The following is a 23,825-nucleotide window of genomic DNA, read 5'->3' as shown; positions in this document are numbered from 1 at the left end:
CGACTCGATTGATGATTGAGGTCTATGCGTGTCTCGATCAATTCTGATGAATAACCCACGTTCGAGCCTTTGGGGCCTGAAAAACTGATAGAGCTCGTGGTGTCGGGAGGGATGCGCTTTGTGAATTTCCGCGACCAACGAGTGAACGCCGTTGATTGTTAGGGCTTCGCCGCTCCTGGTACCTAAGTGCGCGCAAACTAGCGCAGCCCCGTCAACTACTAAGGCTAATAATTGATCTGGATCACAGAAGCTGTCACTGTTTAGTTGAAGAACATCGCGCCGATCAAACTCACCTCCAGGTGTGGCATGCAACGTCAACCACTGTTTGCTCTCGCTAGGAGCCCTGAAAGGCGCGCCGCCTTGGCGCCTGCAGAATTGCTGGGCGGTCAGATCTGCTCCGAGAGCAAGCTGTTCTTCACAGAAGCTCATGATGCGGTCTGCGGCTCGAACACCAAGCGCGGAGGTCACTCGGCGTCGGCCCTGTCAATTGCCTCCTTCGTCGAGGTCGAAGGCGACGAGCATCATGGAATCAAGTCGTTGACGTGGCCAACGCCCATCGTGGGCTTGACCGAACTGGCTCGCGGTGACAGCGGCTTCGGGAAAGTCAACAATGCACATCTACGTGCGGAAACTCCGTCATCGGCGCTGCGGCGTCGCGCTGACGACAGCTGCTATACGAAGATGACCCCGTCTGGCCAACGACATCCGCTAGCCAAATGTGGAAGCCTCTCAGGCCGTCTACGGGCATTAAAGGGAACAGTCGCGGAGGTGCTAATCCGTGGGGCCGGAATAGCAGGGCTGATCACCGTCCATGGAATGGATGAAGCATTTTCAAGTGCTAGCGCCTCCGCCCTCTTGAAAACATCTAGCGTCATTCGCCTCGTCGTGACAGCATTTTGCGTTAGGCCACCCATCGTACTTGCGACGAGCGGATATGACTATGCGGCCTGACATCCCACAGGCATTCGCTCCGCCCGAACGCGACCACGCGCGCGGGTGGATCTACCGAGAATTCGGCGTCGAGCCGTTGATCCAATGCGCTGGCGTCCGCACGAATTATGGAGGAAGCAATCCGAGCGACGAGGTCATCGCGGCAATGAACGCGGCCGCCCGGGCTTTCGTCGACCTGGACGAGCTCGCGGAAGCCGCAGGCGAAAGGATGGCTCAACTCACCGGCGCCGAATGGGGTGTCATCACCGCCGGCGCTACAGCGGGGCTAGCATTAGCCACTGCGGCGTGCATTGCAGGAAACAACCCGGAACTGATGTTGCGGTTGCCGGATACGTCCGGGCTACGCAATACCGTGTTGATTCCATCCGACCAGCGTTTTGCTTATGAACAGGCGCTCCGCGTCGCGGGCGCTGAAGTCGTCAGCATTGGCACCACAGAGGAGTTTGCGCACGCACTGGATGGAAGTGTAGCGATGATCTGCTTGCTCGGTCGCATGGACGATGAGTCGGTATTGCCATTGAGCTCGCTCCTCCCTTTGGCACGCGCGCGCGGTGTTCCGATTCTCGTCGATGCCGCCGGGCTTTCTCCAGACAAGCCGGATAGCTGGATTAAGAAAGGAGCCGATCTGGTCGTTTACGCCGGTGGCAAGTATATCCGGGGGCCACAATCCACTGCTATCGTTCTTGGTAAGGAGCGGCTTTGCAGGTCGATCTGGTGGAACGGAACACCCCACCAGGCATTTGGCAGGTCGATGAAGGTCGGCAAGGAAGAGGTGGTTGGGGCCGTAGTCGCGCTCGACCGCTGGATCAATTCTCAATCGGCGAAAGATGAGCGTGATCAGTGGCTTGCGCGATCGAACCGGATCGAGGCTTACCTTGTCTCGCTGCCAGGCGTCACTACGGAAGTGCTGCCTTGGGCGAGTTTTGCAGCAGCTATTCGGCTGAAAATCATCTGGGATGCCGACATCATTCCGTTTGATGCGGAAGACCTAAGGCTTGCGCTCTTGCAACAACGACCGCGGATCCTGATCCACGATTTTTGGTCCACGCCGACATCAATCATGCTGGATCCGGTGAATCTCTCGGATGAGGAGGCTGATATTGTCGGCCGCGCTTTGGCATCCGCATTTCGTATGCCCCAGTCCATCGTTCGAGTGACTCCCTACTTCCCAGCGGAAGTGAATTTCTCCGGCAGCTGGCGTGTCGAAATGCAATTCCTTCATGGGTCTGCGACACACCACATCAAGATTCAGCAGGATGGTGAACTCATATCAGGTGTCCATCACACTGCATCGTCCTCCGGAGACATATCTGGTGAAGTTCATGGTCGCCATATTCACTTCGAGGCTGCGCACGAGCAGGTGCCGATTTCCTTGTTCTACGGGTTCGAGGGCGAATTCGCACAGGACGGCTCCGTCAGTGGAAAAGTGCGGCTAGGCGGTGCCACCAAAGAACATCTCGGGCCAGTGTTCAAAGGTCAGTACGGTTTTGCCGAATGGCATGCAACACACTGCGCATAACCGGTGTCATAACTCGGCCGAGCACGCAGCTTGTCAAGCGCGGCACAAGCCCGATCCACCATGGCTTCCGCAGACAGGAATAACTCTTGGCGGCGAACACCAAGGATGGCGGACCGCTCAGGTTCGACGGGCGAAGGCGGCTCTGGTGTGTCGAGGGCCGCTCGGCTCTTGTGCGAGCTTGGCGGCACAGCAGGCGTTTGCCATGAAACCAAAATGACGGGGGCGGCGGAAATCCCTTCGGCAACCCGCGGGGTAGAAAGCGCTGGTGAGCTCCTCAATGTCCAGCGTGATCACTTCGGACTTGTTGCCGGCGCGATCAATTCTTTCGCCGCAAGCGGATGATCCTGCTCACAGGTGAGGAGCCGATCCCTGGGGACCGCAACGTGATGGGGTGTAGCTGGCTGAGATAGACAAGACGTGCTTTGGATACGCCGAACGGAGCTTGGCGCAGACGTCCATTCGACTTTGCGGAGGGCGTCGACATGGTGGCCAAATGCCGCCCAGCTCGCTCAGGCGCGCCAGGTGGCCGAATAACCGGAGTTTCGCGTCCCCGGACGCTTCCTGCAGGCACTACACGAACAGCCGCCGGCAATCGTAATCGAAGCCGAACGAAAAGGAGGAAGCCCGGGCTAGCCAGCCCGGTTTCCACCAGGGGCAATCCCGCCCGCTGCCAGGCAACGAGAGGCGATGTGCACCCGGATGATGCGTCAGGAGCCGGCCACGGCATGGAAAAGTGCAATCATTCGGTTTCGGCTCCGATATGCATCGGGTTGGCGCCGATAAGACGGAGCGTCTCGGCTGCCTGCTTGAGCAGGATGTCATTGACCACCGCCTTGTTCTGAAGCGCGGTGGTGGCCACTGCCGGCACGTTGAAAATAAATATGGAAACAGGGGACAGGCAGCGGATCGGCTAGGCTCATCTCGATCACGACATCCAGCTGGTATGCTGGTCATAGGCGGTGAGGTACCTACTTGATCAACGGGTGGCTACATTTCCGCGCCGCATCGGCGGAAGTTCAACGGGAGAGGGGGCCAGCCATGGCCGCTCACCCATTAGCCTCGGCGTTATCGAAGCCGCGCTTCGCAAGCTCCTTGTTCCGATACGCAACAAGCTAGAGACCAAGAAGAAGCCCGTGGTCCGCTTCTGTCAGATCATCAACTGAAGCAATGTAATTGAGCAGTTGCGTATCTCGCTTGGCACCTACCAGAGTTGGTAGTGTCAAAAGCAGATGAGGCTTGGTTTGACTAGGTGCCCACGCGCCTTGCGACACGCTCCACTTACCCAGCGCGGCGAGTGCAAGCTCAACGTGCCTCGAAGCGCCGCACAGAAGCAATGCGAAGGCGAGCAGCCGTAGGACCTGCGATCACCAAGAGGATAACATAGTGGCTCGAAACCTCCGATTCTCGACCACGGCCAGTGGCAGCTGCCGCGCATATAGGCGCCTAGCTCTTGCGGAAGACGCTATTGCGCGTGACGCCGCTCTCTGGGCAGAGAGCGAGCAAGCAGCCCAGATCATAGTCGGTCCGTTGTTGAGGCGAGCGTCGCTCGGTCGAGTGGCAGCACAGGACCAAAAAAAAGCGTGCCGCCGTTCTGCTGCAGAGACCGATCGTATGCTGGCCTTTCCAAGCCTCGCCACAAATCTACCCGTCCGGTGCGTCAGCCGGGACAGCCGTCTGTTCGACTGGAGCGCTTGCGTTCCGCCTGCTCCGTCATCTCCGTGAGCATTCCCCCCACGACGAGTTCGTGGCTGCGGCACGACGCGGAGAGCACCCACCGGCTAGCGAAACGCCGTCATTCAGCTTGCGCAAGGCGATCCGCTGCGGCGGCTCGCGTAACTATACCTGGCCGTGCAAATTCTCCTACAGCTAGCTGTTTACCGCAGCTCGTGTGAATGACTGCTCAGCAGATAGGAAATTAGGTGACTTGATTTATGCGTCGGTCGGCGGGGCCTTACAGCCTTAATGAGCGTCTTGCGATGGATACAAGGTACAATGCCGCACAAATTGGCAAAGCTAATGCGCGTTCGGATCATCTGTTAGCGAGGTCAGCGCTCGATCACAGCAAAGAGGAGTACCGTTCGATTGTGCAAGGGGGAAAGCGTACCCGGCGAAATGTATCGGTGCCGGACCATTCTAATCCGCCAAAAGGAATGAGAGCCCATGAACCGCCGAGCGGCTTTGCAGGAGTTTCATGCCTCCAGAAACTCGTCCGACCGGCGTGCTGCACCGCTGAGAAGCCAAGGAACGCGCGTTATCGTAGGATAATTACGAGACTGATATGCGGCCCATCGATCGCAAGAAAAAGTCGGAAAGCACACGCATAGCGCCCTCTCACGACAAGTTGGTGTTTCTAGACCTGGTCCTGGATGTTCGCGCCCAACGCGTCAGCCGCAACGGTCGGCCGATCAAGGTAAGGCCGTTGGAATTCCGCTTGCTGCAGCATTTCCTTGAACACCCCGAGCAGGTGTTTTCTAGGACCGAGCTCCTATCAATCATTTGGGGACAGAACCTCCATGTCGGGTCGCGAAGCGTCGACCTTCAGATCAGCCGCCTACGCAAGGCACTCAATAAAGGCGGCCAGCGCAACTATATCCGCACCGTACACTCGCGAGGTTACTCCCTCGATGCGCAGGAGTAGCGCGCCCGACCCGGCGGCTCCGGCCATTAATCGCTTGGCCAAGATTAAGCCGCGACATTCAATCACTCTCGCACGCTTCGATAGTGTTTGGGGATCCGGGCGACATCATCCCGGAACAATAGGCGACATCATGGGCATCCGCGGTATCATCGAACGCCGCCCGGGGAGAAGCCGAATGTCGGCTGAACTTTGCAATCGCATAGATATAGGATTTGAGTTGATGGCGACAAATTGCGGATTGTGACGTTCTCGATATCCCGCACAGAAGGTTCCTCGTAGTCATCTGAATCTCCTGTCTGGATGGAGTGCGCAATGACCGAGATCCTCTCCGACAGAGCATCACCGTTCAGCATGCTTGCCCTCACTTCGCGTAGCGGCTTCGTATGATCATTAGTCGGCTCGCAACCTGACCACGCGCTTTGGTCAGCGGACAAACGTCTCAGGTGAACCATCTAACACTTTGTGTTTGGGTTGTCAGATCGTCGACACAGGCTTGTTTATTCAATCACTTATTGGGGCCTCTCTAACAAAATTGCTGAACGCAACCAATAAAACGTTCTTCGCATCGAGCAGCCAAATTGGCACGCGTTTTGAAGCCCTTCCTTCGGGAGCGGGCGGAGCTGCCGATTGGCGTTCATCTCTGGTACCGACTTAGGTCGGACGAGAAGGAAAGCAACGTGCCAGATTTACGTCAGAGTGCATTCGACAGTAAGGGGGCATCGGCAAGGCTCACTACCCTGCAAAATACGATCGCAGCCTTTGTCGACCTCGAGCAGTATATCCTTATCGTCGGCTGCGACCTCAAATCGGCTTCACCGCGTCGTGTAGGTTTGTTCGTTCCAAGATTGCCAGACGGTTACAGCAAAGCACTTCGGCGCCTTGGCTTTCGAGCGTCTACAAAGACGCGATAGTTAGATCGAGGCTGAAGCGAGTCTCAGGATTGCCCGGCGATCCCACGGCGATGGACTACGATTTCGAGGGGATCATCGACGGCGATAGCTGACCGGGATCGTTCACTCAGACAATCGCATCGGCGTGACGATCAAGCGGCAATTCAGACAAGCTAGCTGGCACGACCAGCCTGATGGAGGACGAGATGCGAGTTGCTAAGAAGCGGTCCTTTGGAAACTTTTCCGAAGTAGCAGAGACTTATCCGCGGCGTCCGCCTTATTCACGTCGAGTCCTTCAGATGCTTGTCGACCAGGTAAAGAACTTAGCCGACAGTCCGACTTTCGCGGATATCGGCGCTGGTACGGGCGCGATCGCCTATGCCTTGGCTGACATGGGGCTTACCGGCTATGCGGTCGAACCTGATACTGAGATGGTCGCGGTCGGGCAGAGGCTCGGCCGAGCTTATCCAACCGTCTCTTGGATTAATGCGCCGGGCGAGTGCACGGGCCTGGCCGACGGTACGCTCAATTGGGTTTGCTACAGCTCGTCGTTCCATTGGACGAACAAGAGCGAAGCGCTTCGCGAAGTTATGCGGATCTTGCGACCCCGCGGGTTCTTCACAATTACAACCTTCCTTAACGATCTTGAGACCGACCCCTTTCAACTCGAAATTGAAGCGAAGCTACGCGATATGGTGCCGGCGTTGCGGCGGGCGCGTCTCCCATTCGTTGCCGAGATGGAAACTTACGAGGCGCTGCTCAACCAATATCCGGAGCTGGGCAACTGCATTTCTCTTGCTACCACCGAGACGATCTCCATGAGCGAGGAGCAGTATCTCAACTACTGGGCTGGTTTCCACGATATTCCGAGTCAGGTGTCCCCCGAGGTATGGACTTCCATTCTGCAAATGGCAGCCGAGACGTTCCGACATAGGCAGCCGACGGGTATAAGATTTCGCTCTATGGCATGGCATTCTCAACGAGACTGAGCCGAGTGCCAGTCTCATAAGCTCAGATTAAAGACAACGAATCAACAATCGGTCGACGCGACGGTTAGGTATGAGAACCGAGGAGAGGGCTAGCGATCATCTGGAAGGATGACAAAATCGTTGTCGCGGCACTGGGCTGCGCAGAAATCATCAGTTACGGCACACTCTACTATTGCATCGCCGGTGTGGCTAACGAGGTTGCCCGTGACCTCGCAGTCACAGGTGCATGGATACTCGCTTGTTTTTCCTTCGCTCAATTAGCGAGTGCGCCAATGTCGTTGATCGCCGGTCGCCTTATGGACCGATACGGTGCCGCCAGAGCGATGGAAATCGCCTCAGTTCTGGGCGCTACCAGTTTAGGAATAGCCGCAGTCTCCTGGAATGCGACCGTATTCGCGTTCGCGCTGTTCAGCATACAAATAGCGTCTGCCTTTGTTTTTTACGAAGCTGCAGTTTTGTTCTTGATCCAACGAGATGGGGTGCAGGCAAAACAGCAGATCGCTCTGCTGACCTTGATCAGTGGGTTATCGTCAACGCTGTTCTGGCCGCTCACCTCTTTGTTGCTCATTTGGATATCCTGGAGAGAGGTGTTTGGGATCTATGCGGGCTGTAATGTTCTCATTGCTCTCCCGTTAATGGTATGGGCTCGTCGGAGAGCCCCCGTTGGCCCTGCAGCTCTAGATAAATCGCACAAATCGCAAGTCCACTCACAGTCCTCCCCCAAGGCGATTGATTGTGCGTTGATAACGTTTGGTTTTTCGCTCACCGCATTTATCGTCTCAGCATTCCTTAGTCAGATGACTCCAATCCTCTCAACGTTTGGCTTAGGTCCGGAGGGCCCTTTGATTTCAGCGCTTTTTGGACCGTCTCAGGTCTTAATACTGCTTTTTGCGGCTTCGCTCACCGAGAGAATGGCCGAAATTCATCTCACTCTTCTCTCATGCCTCCTGCTCTTCGCGGCTACGCTTATCGTTGCACTAGCTTCTCACTCCGTCCTTGGAGTTACGGTTTTCGTTGTTTTGCTCGGATTCAGCTCCGGTCTAAACTGCATCTGTCGTGGAACGCTACCCCTGGCGACGTACGGGCAGGACAGATACGGAGGTCGAGTTGGGTTGATCAACGGCTTTCGACTGTTATCGGCGTCTCTTGCGCCATTATTCTTCAGTTCGGTGCAAGATCATTATGGCGTCACCGCCGCATTAGTATCCCTTGCGATCTGCGGAGCGGGGAGCGTGCTCGCATTTGGCCTCGTGAGCATCCGATCAAAGCGATCTTAGCGTCGAGTGATAGTGTGGTAGAGGGAAAGAGATGAGGTGGGGCGTCGATCCTCAAGCACGAGTTACAAGCGATCCGGCCGCCATGCGAGTGCCAACAAAACGATCAAAAACGGAGGTCGCCACAGACGTTGGAATCTGATCGGCAAGCATCGCGAATTCACCTTGTCGTTCCATGGAAGCCGCAACGCGATCCTCTCACCGCTTTGGCGTCGTGGATCCGGGGGCCCGGCGGTAAGCCGGCATCGTGATCGCTGGCTTCGGCCGAAACATCGCCATCATTCGGCAAGCCTAGTTATGCTAGAAGGCGCTGCTTGTCGGGGAAAAGATAACAGCGGACATTCTGGCTTTCGATCGTTGGCGGAAAGGCGATCGATTAAGAAGCAAGGCGCCCAGGCGGATTGAGGCCGGCGAACTGCTCAAGGGCCTCTTTTAGACCGGCAGGGGGGCCGCCGTCACGGGGCTTGTGAATTGCATTATCCGGCGCGCAGGCCGCTGCAGAACTGCAGCAGCGATTTGCACCGACGAATTCGGCGACTCCGAGGGCCTGTGTCGATCCGGGTTATACTCCAATAGTTCGATCGGTTTCGACCTTGGGTTTCGATCGCGGCGCATTCGCGCTGTACTCGGGCCATGCATGTGGACCTCTCAACCAGTGACATCCTTGTCTACGCGTCAATACCCAGATAGCAAGCGGCGGAACCATGGTCCAAATCGTTCTGCCGGGCGATTTGTTCACGAGGTTGCGAGTGTCATCAATATCTACAATCTGTCGAACCGAAATTGGACCCTATCGGCAGCATAGATCACCTGGTAGCACCAGACTGGTTCATCATGCTGATCGATGCTTGATGCGCGCTTTTCCATGACCGGCCTAGCCAGGGATTGATCCAGCAGGGTTGCTTCTTCCTCGCTCGGCATCCGCGCGAGCAGGTTGACATCGATCTGGGCTTTTTCCACCAAAGCGAATTGCTGTAGCGCGTTTTCGACGTTTGCCTCGGGACCAAGCGCCGAGACGAAACCGTCGAAACGCGGTAGTTCCAGATAGCACGTGCTCAATGCGAGAGGGCGGTTGTCGGCCTCGCTGACGAGTCGGATGCGTAAGGCCGAAGAATCTAGGGGTAAGCGAAGGGATTGCCGCACCCAGTCGTCGGGTTGGACGATATCCGCCGCGAGCAACCTACGGCTCGGCCTCATGCCATTATCGATGACGTTCTTCGAGAAAGTGTGGCGTCCGCTGAGGCGGTACTTGAGGGCATCGATCTCCACGAACGAGCCACGCCCGTGTTCAATGCGGATGATCCCCTTGCTTTGAAGGCTCGCTAAGGCCTTGCGAGCCGTCATGCGGCTCACGGCAAAGCGTTCGGCGACTTTGGTGTCGGATGGCAGTGGCCTGTTGATCTCGAAATGCCCGCTCAGGATCTCCTGCTTCAGCGTTTTCGCGATAAAGCGCCACCGGGGTCCTTCCAAAGCATCGGAATCGGTGTCAGCCCCATCGAGAGGGTCATCGACTTTATCCATATTGTATCCATTCTGTGTCATGAGGCTGTCATCTCAACTCGTATATACGAGTGCGGCCGTCAAGAGCGGGCTGCTTGGCAAACACAATGCGGCGGCCGTTCCGAGCGGACCAATACTCGATGGGGGTGAGGCCGTTGCCATGGCATCTCATATGATCACGCGTCGCAACTTCACTGGTTTGATCGGTGCCGCTGCCCTGTCCACGGCGTCGCGGCCGTCCAGGGCCCAGCAAACCGCGCCTCGCCGCGGCGGTCGCGTGCGGGTCATCCTGCAGGAGACGGCTTCCTCGTCATTACTTGATCCGACCAAGGTTGCATCGTGGGCGGTCTATTTCGCCTATGAGCTGATAGGAGCTCGCCTCGTTAATGTCGATTCGCATCTTCAGCCCATTCCGGCCCTGGCGGAGAGCTGGGAAGCCGCAAACGGCAAGGTGAACGACTGGATCTTTCGCCTGCGCCGCGGCGCCGAGTTCCACGATGGCAGATCGGTCACGGCGCGGGACGTGATCTACACCATCAACCGATTGCGCGATCCGGCAGCGCAGTCGCCTCTGCGCGTGCTTGTTGACCACGTGAGCGATATCGTTGCTGAAGACCCGCAGACGATCCGCTTCAAGCTGACACGTCCCGATGCCGATTTCCCGCTGCTGCTCGCCCAGGATCGCTTCCATATCTTGCCTGAGGGATATTCGCGCTTCGACAAGCCACTTGGGGCGGGCGCCTTCATCGCCAATGGTCTCGATCCGGCTGGCGTAAACACATATCGCCGTAATCCGAACTTCTGGGACGGCGGCAAGCCCTATCTCGATGAGGTCTCATTTCAAGGCAACCAGGATCCGATCGCGCGCGTTTCGGCTTTGCTCGCTGGGGACGTCGACGCTGTGCAGACAATCAGCTTTGCGCTGGCTAAACGCGTGGCCGCAGTGACCGGCCTTGAGGTCGTCTCATCGCCCAGCGGTGTGCACAACGTGGTCGCGATGCATGTCGACAAGGCACCATTCGACCGTGTCGAGGTGCGCGAGGCACTAAAATGTCTGTTCGACCGCTCCCTTCTCCGCGACAAACTGTGCGCGGGGCAGGCGAGCATTGCCAATGACCATCCAATTCCTCCGTTTAGCCCGTTCTACCATTCCGAGTTGCCCGTCAGACCCTACGATCCGGACCGGGCGCGGACGCTGCTTCGCCAGGCTGGCGTCGACCTCGGCCAACTCGTTTTGCACGCCTCTGAGGCCGTTACGCCCAATGTGGCTGTCGACCTGGCGCAGATGTTTGCCGATACGGCGCGCCAGGCGGGCGTCAATGTGCAGGCGCGACGGGATCCCGTTGCTGGCTATTGGGACAATATCTGGCTCAAAGAGCCGCTGATGGTGGGTGGTTGGGGCATGCGCTACACGCCCGACGCTATGCTGCGCGTTGCCTATCGATCTGACGCCAAATGGAATGAGACACGGTGGAGACGACCCGAGATCGACCGTATGATGGACGATGCCCTGGCTACGACTGATCTAGAACGTCGACGCCTGTTGTACTGGGGGATCCAAGAGGCGATCCACAAGGAGGGTGGTGCCGCCATCCCACTGTTCTTCAATCAGCTCGATGCCAAGGCGAGCTATGTCAAAGGCGTTGCACCGTCACCGCTCGGAGCGCTCAAAGGCTCGGCGTTCTCCGAGATCTGGCTCGATCGCAAGGTTTGATCCCGTGCAAGTGCTGACACCATTTCACGCCGCGCCTGAGCGCGTGCATTCAAAGCGTGCCAAAGCGTGGCTGCTGTTGCGTGGCATCCTCACACGTGTTGCCATTCTTATCGGCGCATCCGCCCTGATCTTTCTCGGAACGGCAGTCATTCCGGGGGATTTTGTCACAGAGTTGCTGGGCCAGGACTACACTCCCGAGCTCGCTCAACGCATGCGCGCTGACCTCGGCCTCGATCGTGGCCTTGTGGAACGCTTCGTCCTCTGGCTCTGCGCCTTCTTGACCGGCGATCTTGGCCGCTCGTTTACGACCCGCACCGGCGTCTGGGAAGTTGTCGAGCCTCGCCTCGAAAACACCCTCGCCCTCGCTGCCGTGACGTTTCTGTGGTTTCCGGTCGCGATCGCGGCAGGGCTTGGAGTGTTCATGACTGGCCGACGCACGCAGCATTTCTTCAGGCTCGTAGCGCAAATTGTCATCTGCACGCCGGAATTCCTAATCGCCTATATCTTCATCTATGTGTTTGCCGTGGAGCTTAGGCTTTTACCTGCGGTTTCCCGCATTTCGCAGGGACAGCCTTTCCTGGACCAGCTCCGTCTCCTCGTTCTGCCGAGCGCTTGTCTCGGTGTCGGCATGGTCGCCTATGTCGGGCGGATGGTGCTCGCGCTGCTCGCCACGGAGGAACGCAAGGATTACTTCGAGTTTGCCCGGCTCAAAGGCTTTGGCCGGGGCGAAACTGCGCTGCGTTATGCATTGCCTGCGATTACACCATCGATCCTCAATCTCGCACTGACTTATTGCGCCTATCTGCTGACGGGCGTGCTCGTGATCGAAGTCGTGTTCGGCTTTGCGGGGCTTGGTGACCTTACTGTGTCCTCTGTTGTGTGGCGCGATATCCCCGTACTGCAGTTCTGCGCGATGCTGATTACCGGCATCTATATGCTGCTCTATTCATTGTCCGATCTCGTGAGCGGTCGCTTCGTCGCGAGGACTGCGCTGTGACAGAGGTGCTGCGGATACGTGATCTCACAGTAGAAATCGCAAGCTCGGACAGCGCCGTGAACCGGATCGGCGCGCTTAGTGCCACTTTCACGGGCGGTCGCCTCTATTCCGTCATAGGTCCCTCGGGCATCGGTAAGACGAGCCTGTGCCTGGCCCTTATCGGCTGGCAGCGTCCCAATCTCCGTATCACGGGTGGCGATACCTCGTTTCTGGGGCGATCACTCACCGGAATGGCTCCCCCTGATCGGCAGGCGCTTTGGGGGCGGGACATCCTCTACATTCCCCAGTCGTCTGCCACGACTCTCGTTTCAAGCCGTGGCGTGGTCGATCAACTCGCGGCCTTCCCCGGGGACACGAGCTCGCAACGCATTGAGCGCAGGCATCTGCTTCGCAGCGCCTTCGATCGCCTCGATATTCCGGGGTTCAACGAGAACCGCTATCCGCACCAATATAGCGGCGGCCAGCTCCAGCGCATTCTCGTCTCTAGCTTGTTCTGCGCTGCACCGCGCCTCGTCATGCTGGATGAACCGACGAGTTCGCTCCAGCCGGCACTGAAGAGCACGGTTATGACTGCCATCAAAGCGCGTATCCAAGAGATCGGCGCTGCAGCCATAGTGGTGACCCACGAGCTCGCTTTTTTCGAAGCCTTGTCGGATGGAACTATCGACCTTGCTAGGCATCTGAAGCGACCGCTTCCCACCCAAGCGGCCACTTCCCGCCAAAAAGACCGCAACAGCATAAGGGCGCTCGCCCCAGAAGACCGTCCTACTCCTCTCGACTCGAACACGGGCGAATCACCGCCGCGGCATGCTGTGCCGCTCCGTGTCGACCGACTGAGTGTGCATGCGCCAAGCGGGCGTTCGCTTGTCGCCGATGTCTCGTTTTCGCTGGGCGCTGGCAGCTGCATCGGTCTCGTCGGCCCGTCCGGCGCAGGCAAGACGACAGTTCTTCGTGCACTTCTTGGTCAGCACCGTGACTCCTCGGGGGAGATCTTGGTCGGAGGGCGCCGTCTACCTCTGCACTATTCGGCCCGCACAACCGCCGAGAAGCGTGTTTTCGAGTACGTCCCTCAGTCGGTTCGGTTGCACCTCAACCCGGCGCTGACGATTGCCTATCTGATCGGCCGCAGATTGCGTCAGGCGGGGGAGGCCGGCAACTCAAACGGGGCTGCAGAGGTTCTCGACTCGATTTTTCTTCCGACCAGTTATCTGCCCAAGCTCCTGTCAGAGCTTTCGGGCGGGGAATGCCAACGGCTTGGGATCGCCTTGGCTCTTGCGTCGCGGCCACGCATTCTTCTCCTCGACGAGGTGACGGCCTCGCTCGACTCTGCCAATGGCGCTCTTGTCGTGGAGCTTCTGCGCAAAGTACGTGATCATCGTTCGGTCAGCATGCTCTTCGTTTCACATCAACCGGACATGGTGGCGCGGCTCGCTGATGAAGTGGTCGAAATGCGTGCCGGACGCGTGCTCTCCTCTGTGATCAGCGTCGACGCGGCATCGCCTCCCACGACGTTCCCGAACTCGGCGAGCGCTTTCGAGCCGGCGCATTCTGTTGGACGGGGCCGCACATGAGGATTGCCGTTTTCGCGATCTTTTCGCTTGTTCTCTTCATGGCACCATCTTTGATTGACGCGCGATGGACGGAGCGTTACGGCGCCGAGCGGTTCGAGCCACCATCCGCGGCACACATTCTTGGAACCGATCACCTCGGGCGAGATCTATTCGCCGAGACACTCGCGGCTGGCCGTGAGACTATGCTCATTTCCGTGACTGCGGCATTCGTCGCCTTTGGTCTCGGCCTCGGCCTCGCGGTGCTCACGGGCCTGTCGAGAGGTTTCGGCGGCTCGGTGCTCGCCCGATCGATGGATGCGCTGATCGCGATCCCGGGTCTGATCGTCGCCTTCGTGCTGATCGCGGCCCTCGGATCGAGTACGTCCAGCCTGATCGCCGTCATCATCGTCGTCGAATTCTGCCGTGTGTTCCGATCCCTGCGCACGCCCGTCGCTCAGGTGATTGCGCAGCCGTTCGTGGAGCTCTCGCGCATTCGCGGAGAGGGCATCGGCTACCTCGTCTTTCGTGACGTCTGGCCAAATATACGGGCCTATGCAGCCGTAGAACTCATCAACCGCTTCGTGTCGTGCCTGATGTTCCTGAGCGCGCTCAGCGTGTTGGGCCTCGGTGTGCAGCCTCCGGCAAGCGATTGGGGCACACTCATCAAACTCAATGCGGCGGGTCTTCTTCTCGGATCGCCTGCGCCAATTCTTCCTGGCCTATTCATCCTTACTACCTCGCTGCTTGCCCTTTGGGCTGTCGGCGAGGAGCGTCTCACCGCGTCCCGCAACCGACCCTGACACTTCGAAACCGGACATGACCAAGCTGTTCTTGCACTCTTACGGCCTGCGCTATCACTATCGTCACAAACCTGGCTTCGACGTTTTCTCATTGATCGATATCGCGGCCGAACTCGGGTTCGACGGGATCAACGTATCAGCTCACCTACCGGGCTATATTGAAATCTCCGGACGCGGACGCGATCACCTTCGGAAGGTACGACGCCATCTCGATCACCGCGGGCTACTCATCGACATCGAGACCCGCGGGACGGAGGTCGCCCATCTAAGCGATTGCCTCGCCATGGCCGCTGACGTCGGAGCTGGATACCTCAGGACCTTCACGACAGGTGCGCCGGATCGCCGCCATCGCGTGAGTGAGGCCAAGAGGAATTTATCTCAGCTCACTCCGATAGCCGAGCGGGTCGGCATTCCAATTCTCCTGGAGAACCACGAAGATTTGTGCGGCGCCGAGGTCGCGGAGATCCTCACATCGGTCAATAGCGCTTGGATCCGCGCGTTGTTCGATTACGTCAATTCGATGCTCTTCTTTGAGCATCCCTGTGATGCCCTCGAGGCGATGGAGCCCTGGGTATGCTCCGCACATCTAAAGGATTGCGTGCTATTACCCCCTGTGCGTCAGGGGGAGGAGGGGACCCTGCTCGGTGTGCCGATCGGTTCCGGCGTTGCACCTGTCGCAGAGCTGACGCAAAAGCTCGCAAGGCTCGGGCTCGACCGCATCTGCTTCGAGAACACGTGGTCTTATCGCGCCCCGCTGCGCGACCGACGCGGCACGGGCGAGCCTGGAGAATCCATTTTTGGTTGGGCAAATCTCCGGGAACTGCCCGCTGAGTGGATGATTAATGCCGCCGAAATGGCGCAGTCGGCCCCTGGAAAGGTGGTTGAGCTGGAGATGCAAGCTCTCGATCAATCCCTCTGCTGGCTTAGAAAACTGTCGATCGGCGCCGGCCTGACGAGGTCGGGTGCGAAGGCATAGCGCACCGGATGCCCGCGGGCGCGCAGGAGACGTCGCCGATCAGTGATGGTTCTGTGCGGGCCGTCGATGGGTTCACGATCATTCAGAACGTGCTCGAAGGCGTGGACGGATGGCGACAGAAGTGTGGAGTTCGACATGTCTCTGGACGACGGCGCCGGCCCAAGTGTGGGGCCCATCTGTTTCGTGGCCGGGCTTGCTCTGCACGCCTGTAGGCGGAAACCAGCGGATCGTCCTTATCTCGTAGTTTAAGAACTCCCGTCGGTTCATACCTAACTCGCGTTGGACGATGTGACCCAAGAGCAGAGCAGTCTATCGATGCTTCCGCGCCCTGGCAGCTGCGTCGTGCGGGCAAGTATGCGGTCCTTTGTCAAAAATGCGATCCTGGCGAGGCTGCCTCTCCAGGATCTCGCAGCAATAGGGCAGTGTCTTGAGCCTATCGTTCTGGGAGAACGCATCGTTCTGCAAGAGCCGAAAAGGAATGTTGATTACGTCTATTTCATAGAGTCGGGGCTCGTATCGCTAAGGATTGTCACCTCCGGCATTATCCTTGAAACGGCGGTAATAGGATTTCGGGGAGCGGTCGGCGCTTCGGTTCTATTGGGAGGTCATCTTTCGACGCATCAATCTGTCGTGCTTTTTCCTGGAACCGCTCTCAGGATCCGCGTCAAAGATTTGCGTCAGCTGATGAACGAGCGTCCGCAAATCCGGGAACAGCTATCTCGCTACGTCGACGCGCTATCATTGCATTGCGCTCAGACAGGATTTTGTGGCGTTTGGCACCATCGCGAAAAGCGGCTCGCGAGCTGGCTCTGTCTATCGAGTGACTCAGCTGACACTCATGTTCTTCCAGTTACCCATGACTACCTTTCGTCCGTCTTGGGATTGCCTCGTCCGGGGATAACCGAGACCCTGAACAAGTTTGCTGAACAGCGTCTTATTCGCAAGGTGCGCGGCGTGTTGCGGATCGATGAACGCAAGTGCCTCGAGCAAAGGGCATGCACTTGTTACAAGCTTGTTTCCGAAGCGTATGCCTCCTTGGGATCCGCAATTGCAGCGAAAGAGTCGACCAACTAAAACAAGTGCAGCCAATTTCGGCTTCGCCTCTTCTGTTCAATTTGTAAACGACTTGTACGGCAGGTGTCGCCTGGAGGTGCGCATGCATATGCCTCGGCTAATGCTTTCACGGCGTTCAGCTCTAATCTCATTGAGGCGCAAGATGCGTTGCTATGAAGCATACGTTCTTAGCCGATTGCAGTCCGAAGCATACCGTTGTGAGACGATTAGAGCACACCTGCCAGAGCGAGCGTGAAGGTTCGTCTGTTTCCTACACAGTTTCCGCGCCGATAACGAGGGTGATCTGACATCATAGCGATGCGAGCTGCGGAATGGTCCGCGCCGCGACGTTCACTGGTTCAATCAGTCAGGTGGCGTTCGAATAGAGCCCTTTCTGTCGAAAGTGATTGGGGGGCGAAGGTGATGGTCTCTTCGGTGCGCCTTGCTGGCCGCCTTTGAGATGGTACAGTTTAGAGGCCAGTTATGAAGTTCGTGGAGAAGTTTTTGTTCGGTTCGGCGGTCGGTCTGATCGCCGTGGTCGAGGCGCATGCAACCGATCTTCCCTGGAAGGCCAGGCCAATCGAGTACGTGAAGATTTGCTCGTTGTATGGGGCCGGCTTCTATTACATTCCCGGCACCGATACGTGCATCAAATTGGGCGGGTATCTGCGCGTTGAAACCACACTGAACACGAGCGGCCACTATGACATGCCCAGCAGCGGCGTCCCTGGGGCTCGTAATCGCCTGACGGACTATTACAGTACACGTTCTCGCGAATATCTTTCTATCGATACACGCACTGCGACCGAGTATGGTGTAGTGCGCACCTTCTTCGATGGCGCCTTTACCTGGACCACAGGTACCTATGCCGGCGTGGGTACAACTGGCGTGAATGGTTCGACAGCGTATACGTCGTCACTCGGTTCTGCGGTTGGCGCTGGTTCCCTTGGTGTCTACGACGCCTTTATCCAGTTCGCTGGGTTCACTTTCGGCAAGGCGGCTTCGCAGTTCAGCTCGCCTTGGACGGGATATCCCGGAAACAACATCGAACTGCCTGGCGGCGGCGGCTGGGAGCCCGTGAACCAGTTCACTTACACCGCTGACCTCGGTCAAGGAGTCACGGCTTCGTTCTCAGTCCAGGATCAAGTCGCCAATTACACGAGCAATGTCTGGAACGTGAGTGGTGCGACAGCCAGCGGTCTAGCCGTCGGCGCATACGGTGCCAACGACATCGGCGGTTCGCGCACACCAGACCTTGTCGGTATGGTGCGCGTTGACCAGGCTTGGGGCCTCTTTCAGGCGTCGGTTGCTGCACATGACAACCATGCTGCATATTATGGCGCATCCGAAGTCACCGGCAATCCGAGTGACAAGTGGGGCTGGGCCGGTCAGTTGGCATTGTCCATCAAGAACGTCCCGACGGGGCCGGGTGACACCGTCAACATCCAAGGCGTGTATACGAGCGGCGCGAGCCGCTACAACTTCGATAGCTATAAGTCGACCACCTACGCGATGTATGGTGGCACCGGACTTTCGGGAGCCTACCAAAGCATCGGGCTTGCTGGCATCTCTGACTCTGTGTTCATAACTGGCGCCGGCCAGGAGTTGACCACGAGCTACGGCTTTAACGGCGCGTACACCCACAATTGGGATCCTCATTGGAGTAGTGCCATCTACGGTGCGTGGACGGCTGTGCGGTACAACAACACGGCCAAGGGCTACGTCTGTGGCACGTTCGTCACGTCCCTCGCGTTGTCAAGCGGCGGTTCCGGCTGTAATCCCGATTTCAACTATGCCGTTCTTGGTACAGTTACGCGTTGGACTCCCGTCAGGAATCTGACTTTCTCGGCTGAACTCTCCTACATGGTGCTCGACCAGAAGTACGCGAGCGGAAGCACTGTGACGCTGCCGCAGCAAGCCAATATCGCTAAGCCGGGTACTGTGTACGAACTCAAGGATCAGAATAGACTGACGTTGCTGCTGCGCGCTCAGCGCAACTGGTAGATCTTGCGAACTAGGGAAAGGAGAAAAGTAACGGCTCCATAGATCAGCGTTAAACACCCAAGAAGGCTTTCGGCATGTCCGCCGGAAGCCTTCCAACTAGACGCGATGATCCGACACGAGATCGTGAGTCCACATTAGTTCCAGCGAGGTAGGCGAGCCTAGCCGCGAAACATGCTTTCAGCCGAGGACACTACAAATGTTGATGCGTTGGAATGCTCGCGGAGCGGCACTGAAGCTCGTATGTTCTTGACGTGGTTCCCACGCCGATGACGAACGCGACCTGCGAACGCAACCATGCTTACGCGGACTTATGGGCGCCGAGATGTTCGCTGGCTTTTCCAATCGTTTCGCCAACATAGCCGATCCTGAGCGATCATTTAACAACAAAACTATCGCTGGGAGGATTCCAGGCGTGAAAAGTGTCAAGAAGGTTCTTGTACAGGCCGGGCTTGTTTTGGCCTGGAGCTCAGGTTTCATCGGTGCACGGATGATCAATGGCGGAGAATCGGTTTACCTGGTCCTCTTCTGGAGGTTCGCAATAGCTGCAGTCATATTCTCTCCATGGCTGGGCTTGACATTGATCCGAGGGGTGGCGCTCCGCGACGTTGCGAACCAAAGCTGTCTTGGCTTCTTAGCAATGTTCTGCTCCACCACCTTTGCAGTAAAGGCCGTCGCAACAGGCCTGCCTCCTGGAACGGCAGCATTGATAAGTGCATTGCAGCCTCTTGCAACGACAATTTGCGCTGGGCCTGTATTAGGCGAGAAGATTTCTGCCAGAAAGTGGCTGGGGTCCTTGATTGCTCTTGCAGGCGTAGCACTTGCAACGGGAGGGCCAACAGGGCATGCCCCGCTTTCGGCGTATGGATTGGCGGTAGCAGCTAGTCTATGTCTGGTGTTGGCGACGCTTATTTCAAAGCTGAGTTCCAACTCTATGTCCATTTTTCCTGCATTAGCAGTACAAAGCGCGGTCTCAGCGCTTTGTATGCTCCCCTTCGCCGTTCTGGATGGAAGACTCGCTCCTCACATGACGGCGCAATTTGCCACTGTCGTCCTGTGGTTCGTAATTATCTCAACCGCCGTGGGTTATGGACTTTACTGGTTCTGCCTACGGGAAAATGCGGCGAGTGAAGTTGCAACGCTGATCTATCTTACTCCCGTGATTACGGCGGCCTGGGCGTACGTTGTGTTTGGCGAGCCGACGACAATGAAGGCAACTCTCGGATATTTTGTGTGCGTGATAGGTATAGCTATAGGAACCAGCGCGTTCACAACCAAACTAAACTTAAGCAAAAAGTGAGATTGCCGGTTTTCCAAATAATCGATTTCTCAATTCACGCTTCCGCCGCCGCGTGGGAAGAACTTCGGGCCATCCGCCAGTGCCCCTGGAACGAATAGCGCGGTTCCCAAGTTGCTGGACGGCGAGGCTAAGCTGGATCAAAATTACTCACGCCGGGCTCTCCTTTGTGAAGGTGCACTCCGCGATCAGCAGATCTTCGCTGGTGTTGATTTCGGAGCATAGCATCTGAGGTCGTCGCGACGTGCCGCTGTCACCTGTAGGACACGCTTTCCACTGGCTAAACAAGAAGCTAGTCGGTGTAGTCCTGCCCAGCACGGGACCTCATTATATAGTCCGGCGCTGGAACGATCATCGTGCTGAGGGTTGTCGCTGAAAATTGTAGCAGGTTCATGGTCTTGAAAAGTCCTCGGCGTTCGCGCTCCGGTCAAAGGTGGTGTATCCCTTCTTCGGACGAAGCCGAAGCAATCGATCAATTTGCCCAGTCTTTTCGCCGGCAGACGCCGGCCGAGCTATTCGCGCGGCAATGGCTAGTGCCATACTTCGTGCGTTTTCCTGGCAAGTGCCCGGAATTCGAGTGATCTGAACCCGACCATTTATCTCAACCTTGTCGTGCGATGTGCTCCCACTGGAGGAGCACGTGCTCAAAGACACACGCTTAGGCCGTTAAGCCCGACAACTGACCTCTCGAACGTAGTTCGGCTGTTTCCGGAATTCGAAGCTGCCGCCCAGCCGGCTTCGCAATCCGAATCCGCCTGGGCAACAACCCGCAACGTCGACCAGGAAGCCGTCGCCGGTGTCGAGAACTGGCAACAACTGCCATAGCGGCGCAGGCTGTCCGGCAGCAGGCGGCGAGGCCGCCGGTTAATGATCGCCATCTGTCCGTCGCACGGCAACCAATTGTTGCACCGACGACGATCGTGCGGTTCACCTCTGCGTTAGCTGTAGATCACGACCAGGCGCGATGCCGCACTTGCGACCTTTCTTTGCGATGCCCCAACATGATGATCGGATTCTCAGCAGCACCAAGCTGGCACCGTAGGCGATGTGGAGATGACTCCTATGCGAAAGAGTGCCACGGGACGAGGGCATCTGGTGCGCTCCACAGCTGCACATGAATGGCCATGCGCACCACCATTCCTGCGATGAGCGGAAGAACGTCCAAGGACACTTCGAAGGATCGACCACTTGACCACGCAAATCTTGTCATCAGCACCGTGGCTGGCCGCACAAAGTGCGTCTGATTAGCGGGGGGCGGCTGGAGAGTGATGCGCGGTGCTGGTCATCCAGAACCTTCGATCCTGCTATCTAGCTCGGCGACCGGTCAGCTTTCGGAAAGCTAGACCCGGCATCCTAGCGTAGTGGAAAGTTGCGGCCAAAGGGAGTTACGAGATGGTTCGAATCCATGACGCGCTCGATACCGCAACGGTGGATTCCGGCGGTACATCAGGCGCAACCCAGGAAGATGAAACCTCAGCCCAAGCGGCCTTCGCCCTGCACCTCGACGAGATACCGTTGGAGCAGGAGCAAGAAGGAGGTGCAGGTCCTTCTCATGCTGTTGCCTCGGGCGACGCGGAGCATCGCTCGGTAAACCAGCAACCCGACATGAAGCTGGTCGTGATTTCGAACCGCGGCGCGCCGTTCGACCCCAATAAACCCCAGACCGGCGGACTTGCCGCAGCCCTCGAGTCGGTCGTCGAACGTTCCGGCGCGGTCTGGATGTTCTCCTCGGAGAATCGGCGACGGGACTGAGCGGCCCCTGCCACTCGTGAAGGCTGGCGAAGGCCATGTGGCCGAACTCGATCTTCCGGCCGCGCACCATCGCGGCTACTATCGAGATTATTCGAATTCAACCTTGTGGCCGGTATTACACTCCCTGTCCGACCGGATGTCGCGCGCGGAAGAGGGATACGACAGCTATCGACAGATGAACAACTTCATCGCGCGTGCGGCGTTCGACTTGCGGGATCGGGACGCATTCTGGGTGCATGATTATCACTTGCTCCCGCTCGGGGGCGATCTGCAAAAGCTCGGCATCGAGCGGCCGACCGGCTTCTTTCTGCACACGCCGTGGCCGACGCCCGACATGATAGAGCGAGTACCCAATCATCGCGAACTGATGAAGTCGATGCTGGAATACGATCTGCTCGGCTTTCAGACGAACCGGGATCTGAACAATTTCTCGGCCTGCCTGCGAACCTATTTCGGGCTGGAGAGCAAGGATGGCGTCGTGACCACGGAACGTGGGCAGTCGCGACTTCAAAAATTCCCAATCGGTATCGATCCCAGGCAGTTCGCAGAGTATCTTTCGGCAGAGCTCTCGCCCGCAGAGCAAGAAAAAATCTCGTCATTATTGCAAAACTTTGAGGGCGCGAGGTTTGCGATCGGCGTGGACCGCCTAGACTACACGAAAGGTATCGACAAACGCGTCGAAGCATTTAACCAACTATTGGCGGTCGAGCCGGGCAGCATATCGCTGTTGCAGATCGCGCCGTCCTCGCGCGCCGACGTCGACGAGTATCGAAAGTACAAGGAGGACGTGGAGAATGCGATCAACCATGTCAATGCCGAGCATGGCACAGAGGAGTGGAGGCCGATCCACTACACGAATGACCCGTTCAGCCAGGCTGCACTCGCGCGTCTTTACCGCGCGGCACATGTAGGTGTCATCACGCCGCTGCGGGACGGCATGAATCTGGTAGCGAAAGAATATGTTGCTGCCCAAGATCCGAAGGATCCCGGCGTTCTGGTACTATCGAAGTTTGCTGGGGCGGCTGAAGACTTCAACGAGGACGAGGCGCTGCTGGTGGATCCAAACCATCCCGAAGAAATCGCAGCCGCCATTTCGAAAGCGGCCAATATGCCGCTTGAGGAGCGTGTCAGGCGCTGGCGGTCGATGATGGATAAGATCGAATCCTATACCATCCACGACTGGTCGGCGGACTACCTCCGGGAGCTGGACAAGAGCCGCATCACCGTTCCGGCTGATCAGTTCCACCATCTCGGTCTCGGATGGACCAACGAGGCTCAAATGCCCCTGTACCAAAACTATGCCGCGGCGCTGACCGCCTATAACGACATCGATCCCGCTGATGCCGCTTTGAAGGAGGCTGCCTATGCAGACGTGAAGTTGGCCTTTGTGGCTTTAGCGGCTCCACTGAAGCATACACAGGACAGACTCTGGGATCTGCCGGCGCCGGCAGCTTCACGCGATGGTCATCACGGACAAGAGTTCGGTGCCAGCGAGGACTGACCGCGAAAAGCATAGCACGGCGGATGAGGCTTCTATAGCAGGACGGAGGAGCAATCCAGGGCGATGACGCGGTTCTTGCGCGCGGCGCAGGGCCGCAGGAAATCAAGACATCATGCGAGTGGTCCATGATCAGAAGGGGGCGATGCAGTCAACTCAGGTTGTATCTCTAAACGACGCTGATGCGGGTGGTGGCGGCGGCAGCCGGCGCGCTGCTGCCCGTTGATCGTTCCGCCCGGAAAGCGGCGCTTGTTCTGGGCCGCAACAGCACCGTTACGGAACAGTTCGCACTGAGGGTTGCACTAGCCTTGAACCAGCCCGGGTGATCTGGTCGGAGCGGGCGTTCTCGACCGAAAATCTCGCCCTTGATCTCGTTTGTGCAATAGGGCTTCGATGAGGATCACGGCTCGTGCGTCGGTCCCCGCC

At 57.7% G+C, this 23,825-nt stretch carries 15 protein-coding genes; 14 read left to right on the top strand and 1 reads right to left on the bottom strand.

Annotated elements, in window-relative coordinates; translation table 11 throughout:
- Window positions 1-940: 940 nt before the first annotated feature.
- The 4 genes from ACTEK7_RS12485 to ACTEK7_RS12470 all read left to right on the top strand — a co-directional run bounded on the left by ACTEK7_RS12485 (window position 941) and on the right by ACTEK7_RS12470 (window position 8,264).
- A complete protein-coding gene (locus ACTEK7_RS12485) occupies window positions 941-2,470 on the top strand; it encodes a hypothetical protein (RefSeq protein ID WP_225129805.1) in 1,530 nt (509 codons plus the stop codon).
- 2,278 nt (window positions 2,471-4,748) lie between these two features.
- Complete coding sequence (locus ACTEK7_RS12480) at window positions 4,749-5,108, top strand: winged helix-turn-helix domain-containing protein (protein ID WP_225129803.1); 360 nt, start codon at window positions 4,749-4,751, stop codon at window positions 5,106-5,108.
- A 1,189-nt stretch (window positions 5,109-6,297) separates the two neighbouring features.
- Window positions 6,298-6,987 (top strand): class I SAM-dependent methyltransferase, encoded by a 690-nt coding sequence (locus tag ACTEK7_RS12475; RefSeq protein WP_225129801.1) that lies wholly within the window; start codon window positions 6,298-6,300, stop codon window positions 6,985-6,987.
- 95 nt (window positions 6,988-7,082) lie between these two features.
- Window positions 7,083-8,264, top strand: coding sequence for an MFS transporter (locus ACTEK7_RS12470; protein ID WP_346277023.1), 1,182 nt, complete (start codon window positions 7,083-7,085; stop codon window positions 8,262-8,264).
- Window positions 8,265-9,023: 759 nt separating this feature from the next.
- Here the strand turns inward: ACTEK7_RS12470 and ACTEK7_RS12465 are convergent.
- Window positions 9,024-9,782 (bottom strand): GntR family transcriptional regulator, encoded by a 759-nt coding sequence (locus ACTEK7_RS12465; protein ID WP_225129797.1) that lies wholly within the window; start codon window positions 9,780-9,782, stop codon window positions 9,024-9,026.
- Between the two features lie 151 nt (window positions 9,783-9,933).
- On the opposite strand from ACTEK7_RS12465, the gene ACTEK7_RS12460 reads away from it, so the two are divergent.
- From ACTEK7_RS12460 to ACTEK7_RS12415, 10 genes are all read left to right on the top strand, one after another.
- A complete protein-coding gene (locus ACTEK7_RS12460) occupies window positions 9,934-11,475 on the top strand; it encodes an ABC transporter substrate-binding protein (RefSeq protein ID WP_225129795.1) in 1,542 nt (513 codons plus the stop codon).
- Between the two features lie 4 nt (window positions 11,476-11,479).
- The gene (locus ACTEK7_RS12455; RefSeq protein ID WP_225129793.1) at window positions 11,480-12,472 is read left to right on the top strand and encodes an ABC transporter permease; all 993 of its coding nucleotides are present in this window, start codon (window positions 11,480-11,482) and stop codon (window positions 12,470-12,472) included.
- Window positions 12,469-14,043: an ABC transporter ATP-binding protein gene (locus ACTEK7_RS12450; RefSeq protein ID WP_225147993.1), complete on the top strand. Its 1,575-nt coding sequence runs from the start codon at window positions 12,469-12,471 to the stop codon at window positions 14,041-14,043. The genes ACTEK7_RS12455 and ACTEK7_RS12450 overlap by 4 nt, the downstream gene beginning before the upstream one ends.
- Complete coding sequence (locus ACTEK7_RS12445; protein WP_225129789.1) at window positions 14,040-14,822, top strand: ABC transporter permease; 783 nt, start codon at window positions 14,040-14,042, stop codon at window positions 14,820-14,822. Before ACTEK7_RS12450 ends, ACTEK7_RS12445 begins: the two co-directional genes overlap by 4 nt.
- 16 nt (window positions 14,823-14,838) lie before the next feature.
- Window positions 14,839-15,798, top strand: a complete 960-nt coding sequence (locus ACTEK7_RS12440; protein WP_225129788.1) for a sugar phosphate isomerase/epimerase family protein — start codon at window positions 14,839-14,841, stop codon at window positions 15,796-15,798.
- A gap of 354 nt (window positions 15,799-16,152) precedes the next feature.
- Window positions 16,153-16,872, top strand: a complete 720-nt coding sequence (locus ACTEK7_RS12435; protein WP_225129786.1) for a Crp/Fnr family transcriptional regulator — start codon at window positions 16,153-16,155, stop codon at window positions 16,870-16,872.
- A 462-nt stretch (window positions 16,873-17,334) separates the two neighbouring features.
- Window positions 17,335-18,855: a porin gene (locus tag ACTEK7_RS12430; RefSeq protein WP_225129784.1), complete on the top strand. Its 1,521-nt coding sequence runs from the start codon at window positions 17,335-17,337 to the stop codon at window positions 18,853-18,855.
- 310 nt (window positions 18,856-19,165) lie between these two features.
- Window positions 19,166-20,152: a DMT family transporter gene (locus ACTEK7_RS12425; protein ID WP_225129782.1), complete on the top strand. Its 987-nt coding sequence runs from the start codon at window positions 19,166-19,168 to the stop codon at window positions 20,150-20,152.
- A gap of 1,389 nt (window positions 20,153-21,541) precedes the next feature.
- On the top strand, window positions 21,542-21,901 hold the full coding sequence (locus ACTEK7_RS12420) for a hypothetical protein (protein ID WP_225129780.1): 360 nt from the start codon (window positions 21,542-21,544) through the stop codon (window positions 21,899-21,901).
- 37 nt (window positions 21,902-21,938) lie between these two features.
- Window positions 21,939-23,402 carry an alpha,alpha-trehalose-phosphate synthase (UDP-forming) gene (locus ACTEK7_RS12415; RefSeq protein ID WP_225129779.1) on the top strand — a complete coding sequence of 488 codons (1,464 nt, stop codon included), beginning with the start codon at window positions 21,939-21,941 and terminating at the stop codon, window positions 23,400-23,402.
- Window positions 23,403-23,825: the final 423 nt, after the last annotated feature.

The sequence above is a fragment of the Bradyrhizobium sp. JHI2711 genome (assembly GCF_056156565.1).
The sequence above is the reverse complement of the archived record's forward strand: the minus strand, read 5'-3'. Positions and strand labels throughout refer to the sequence as shown.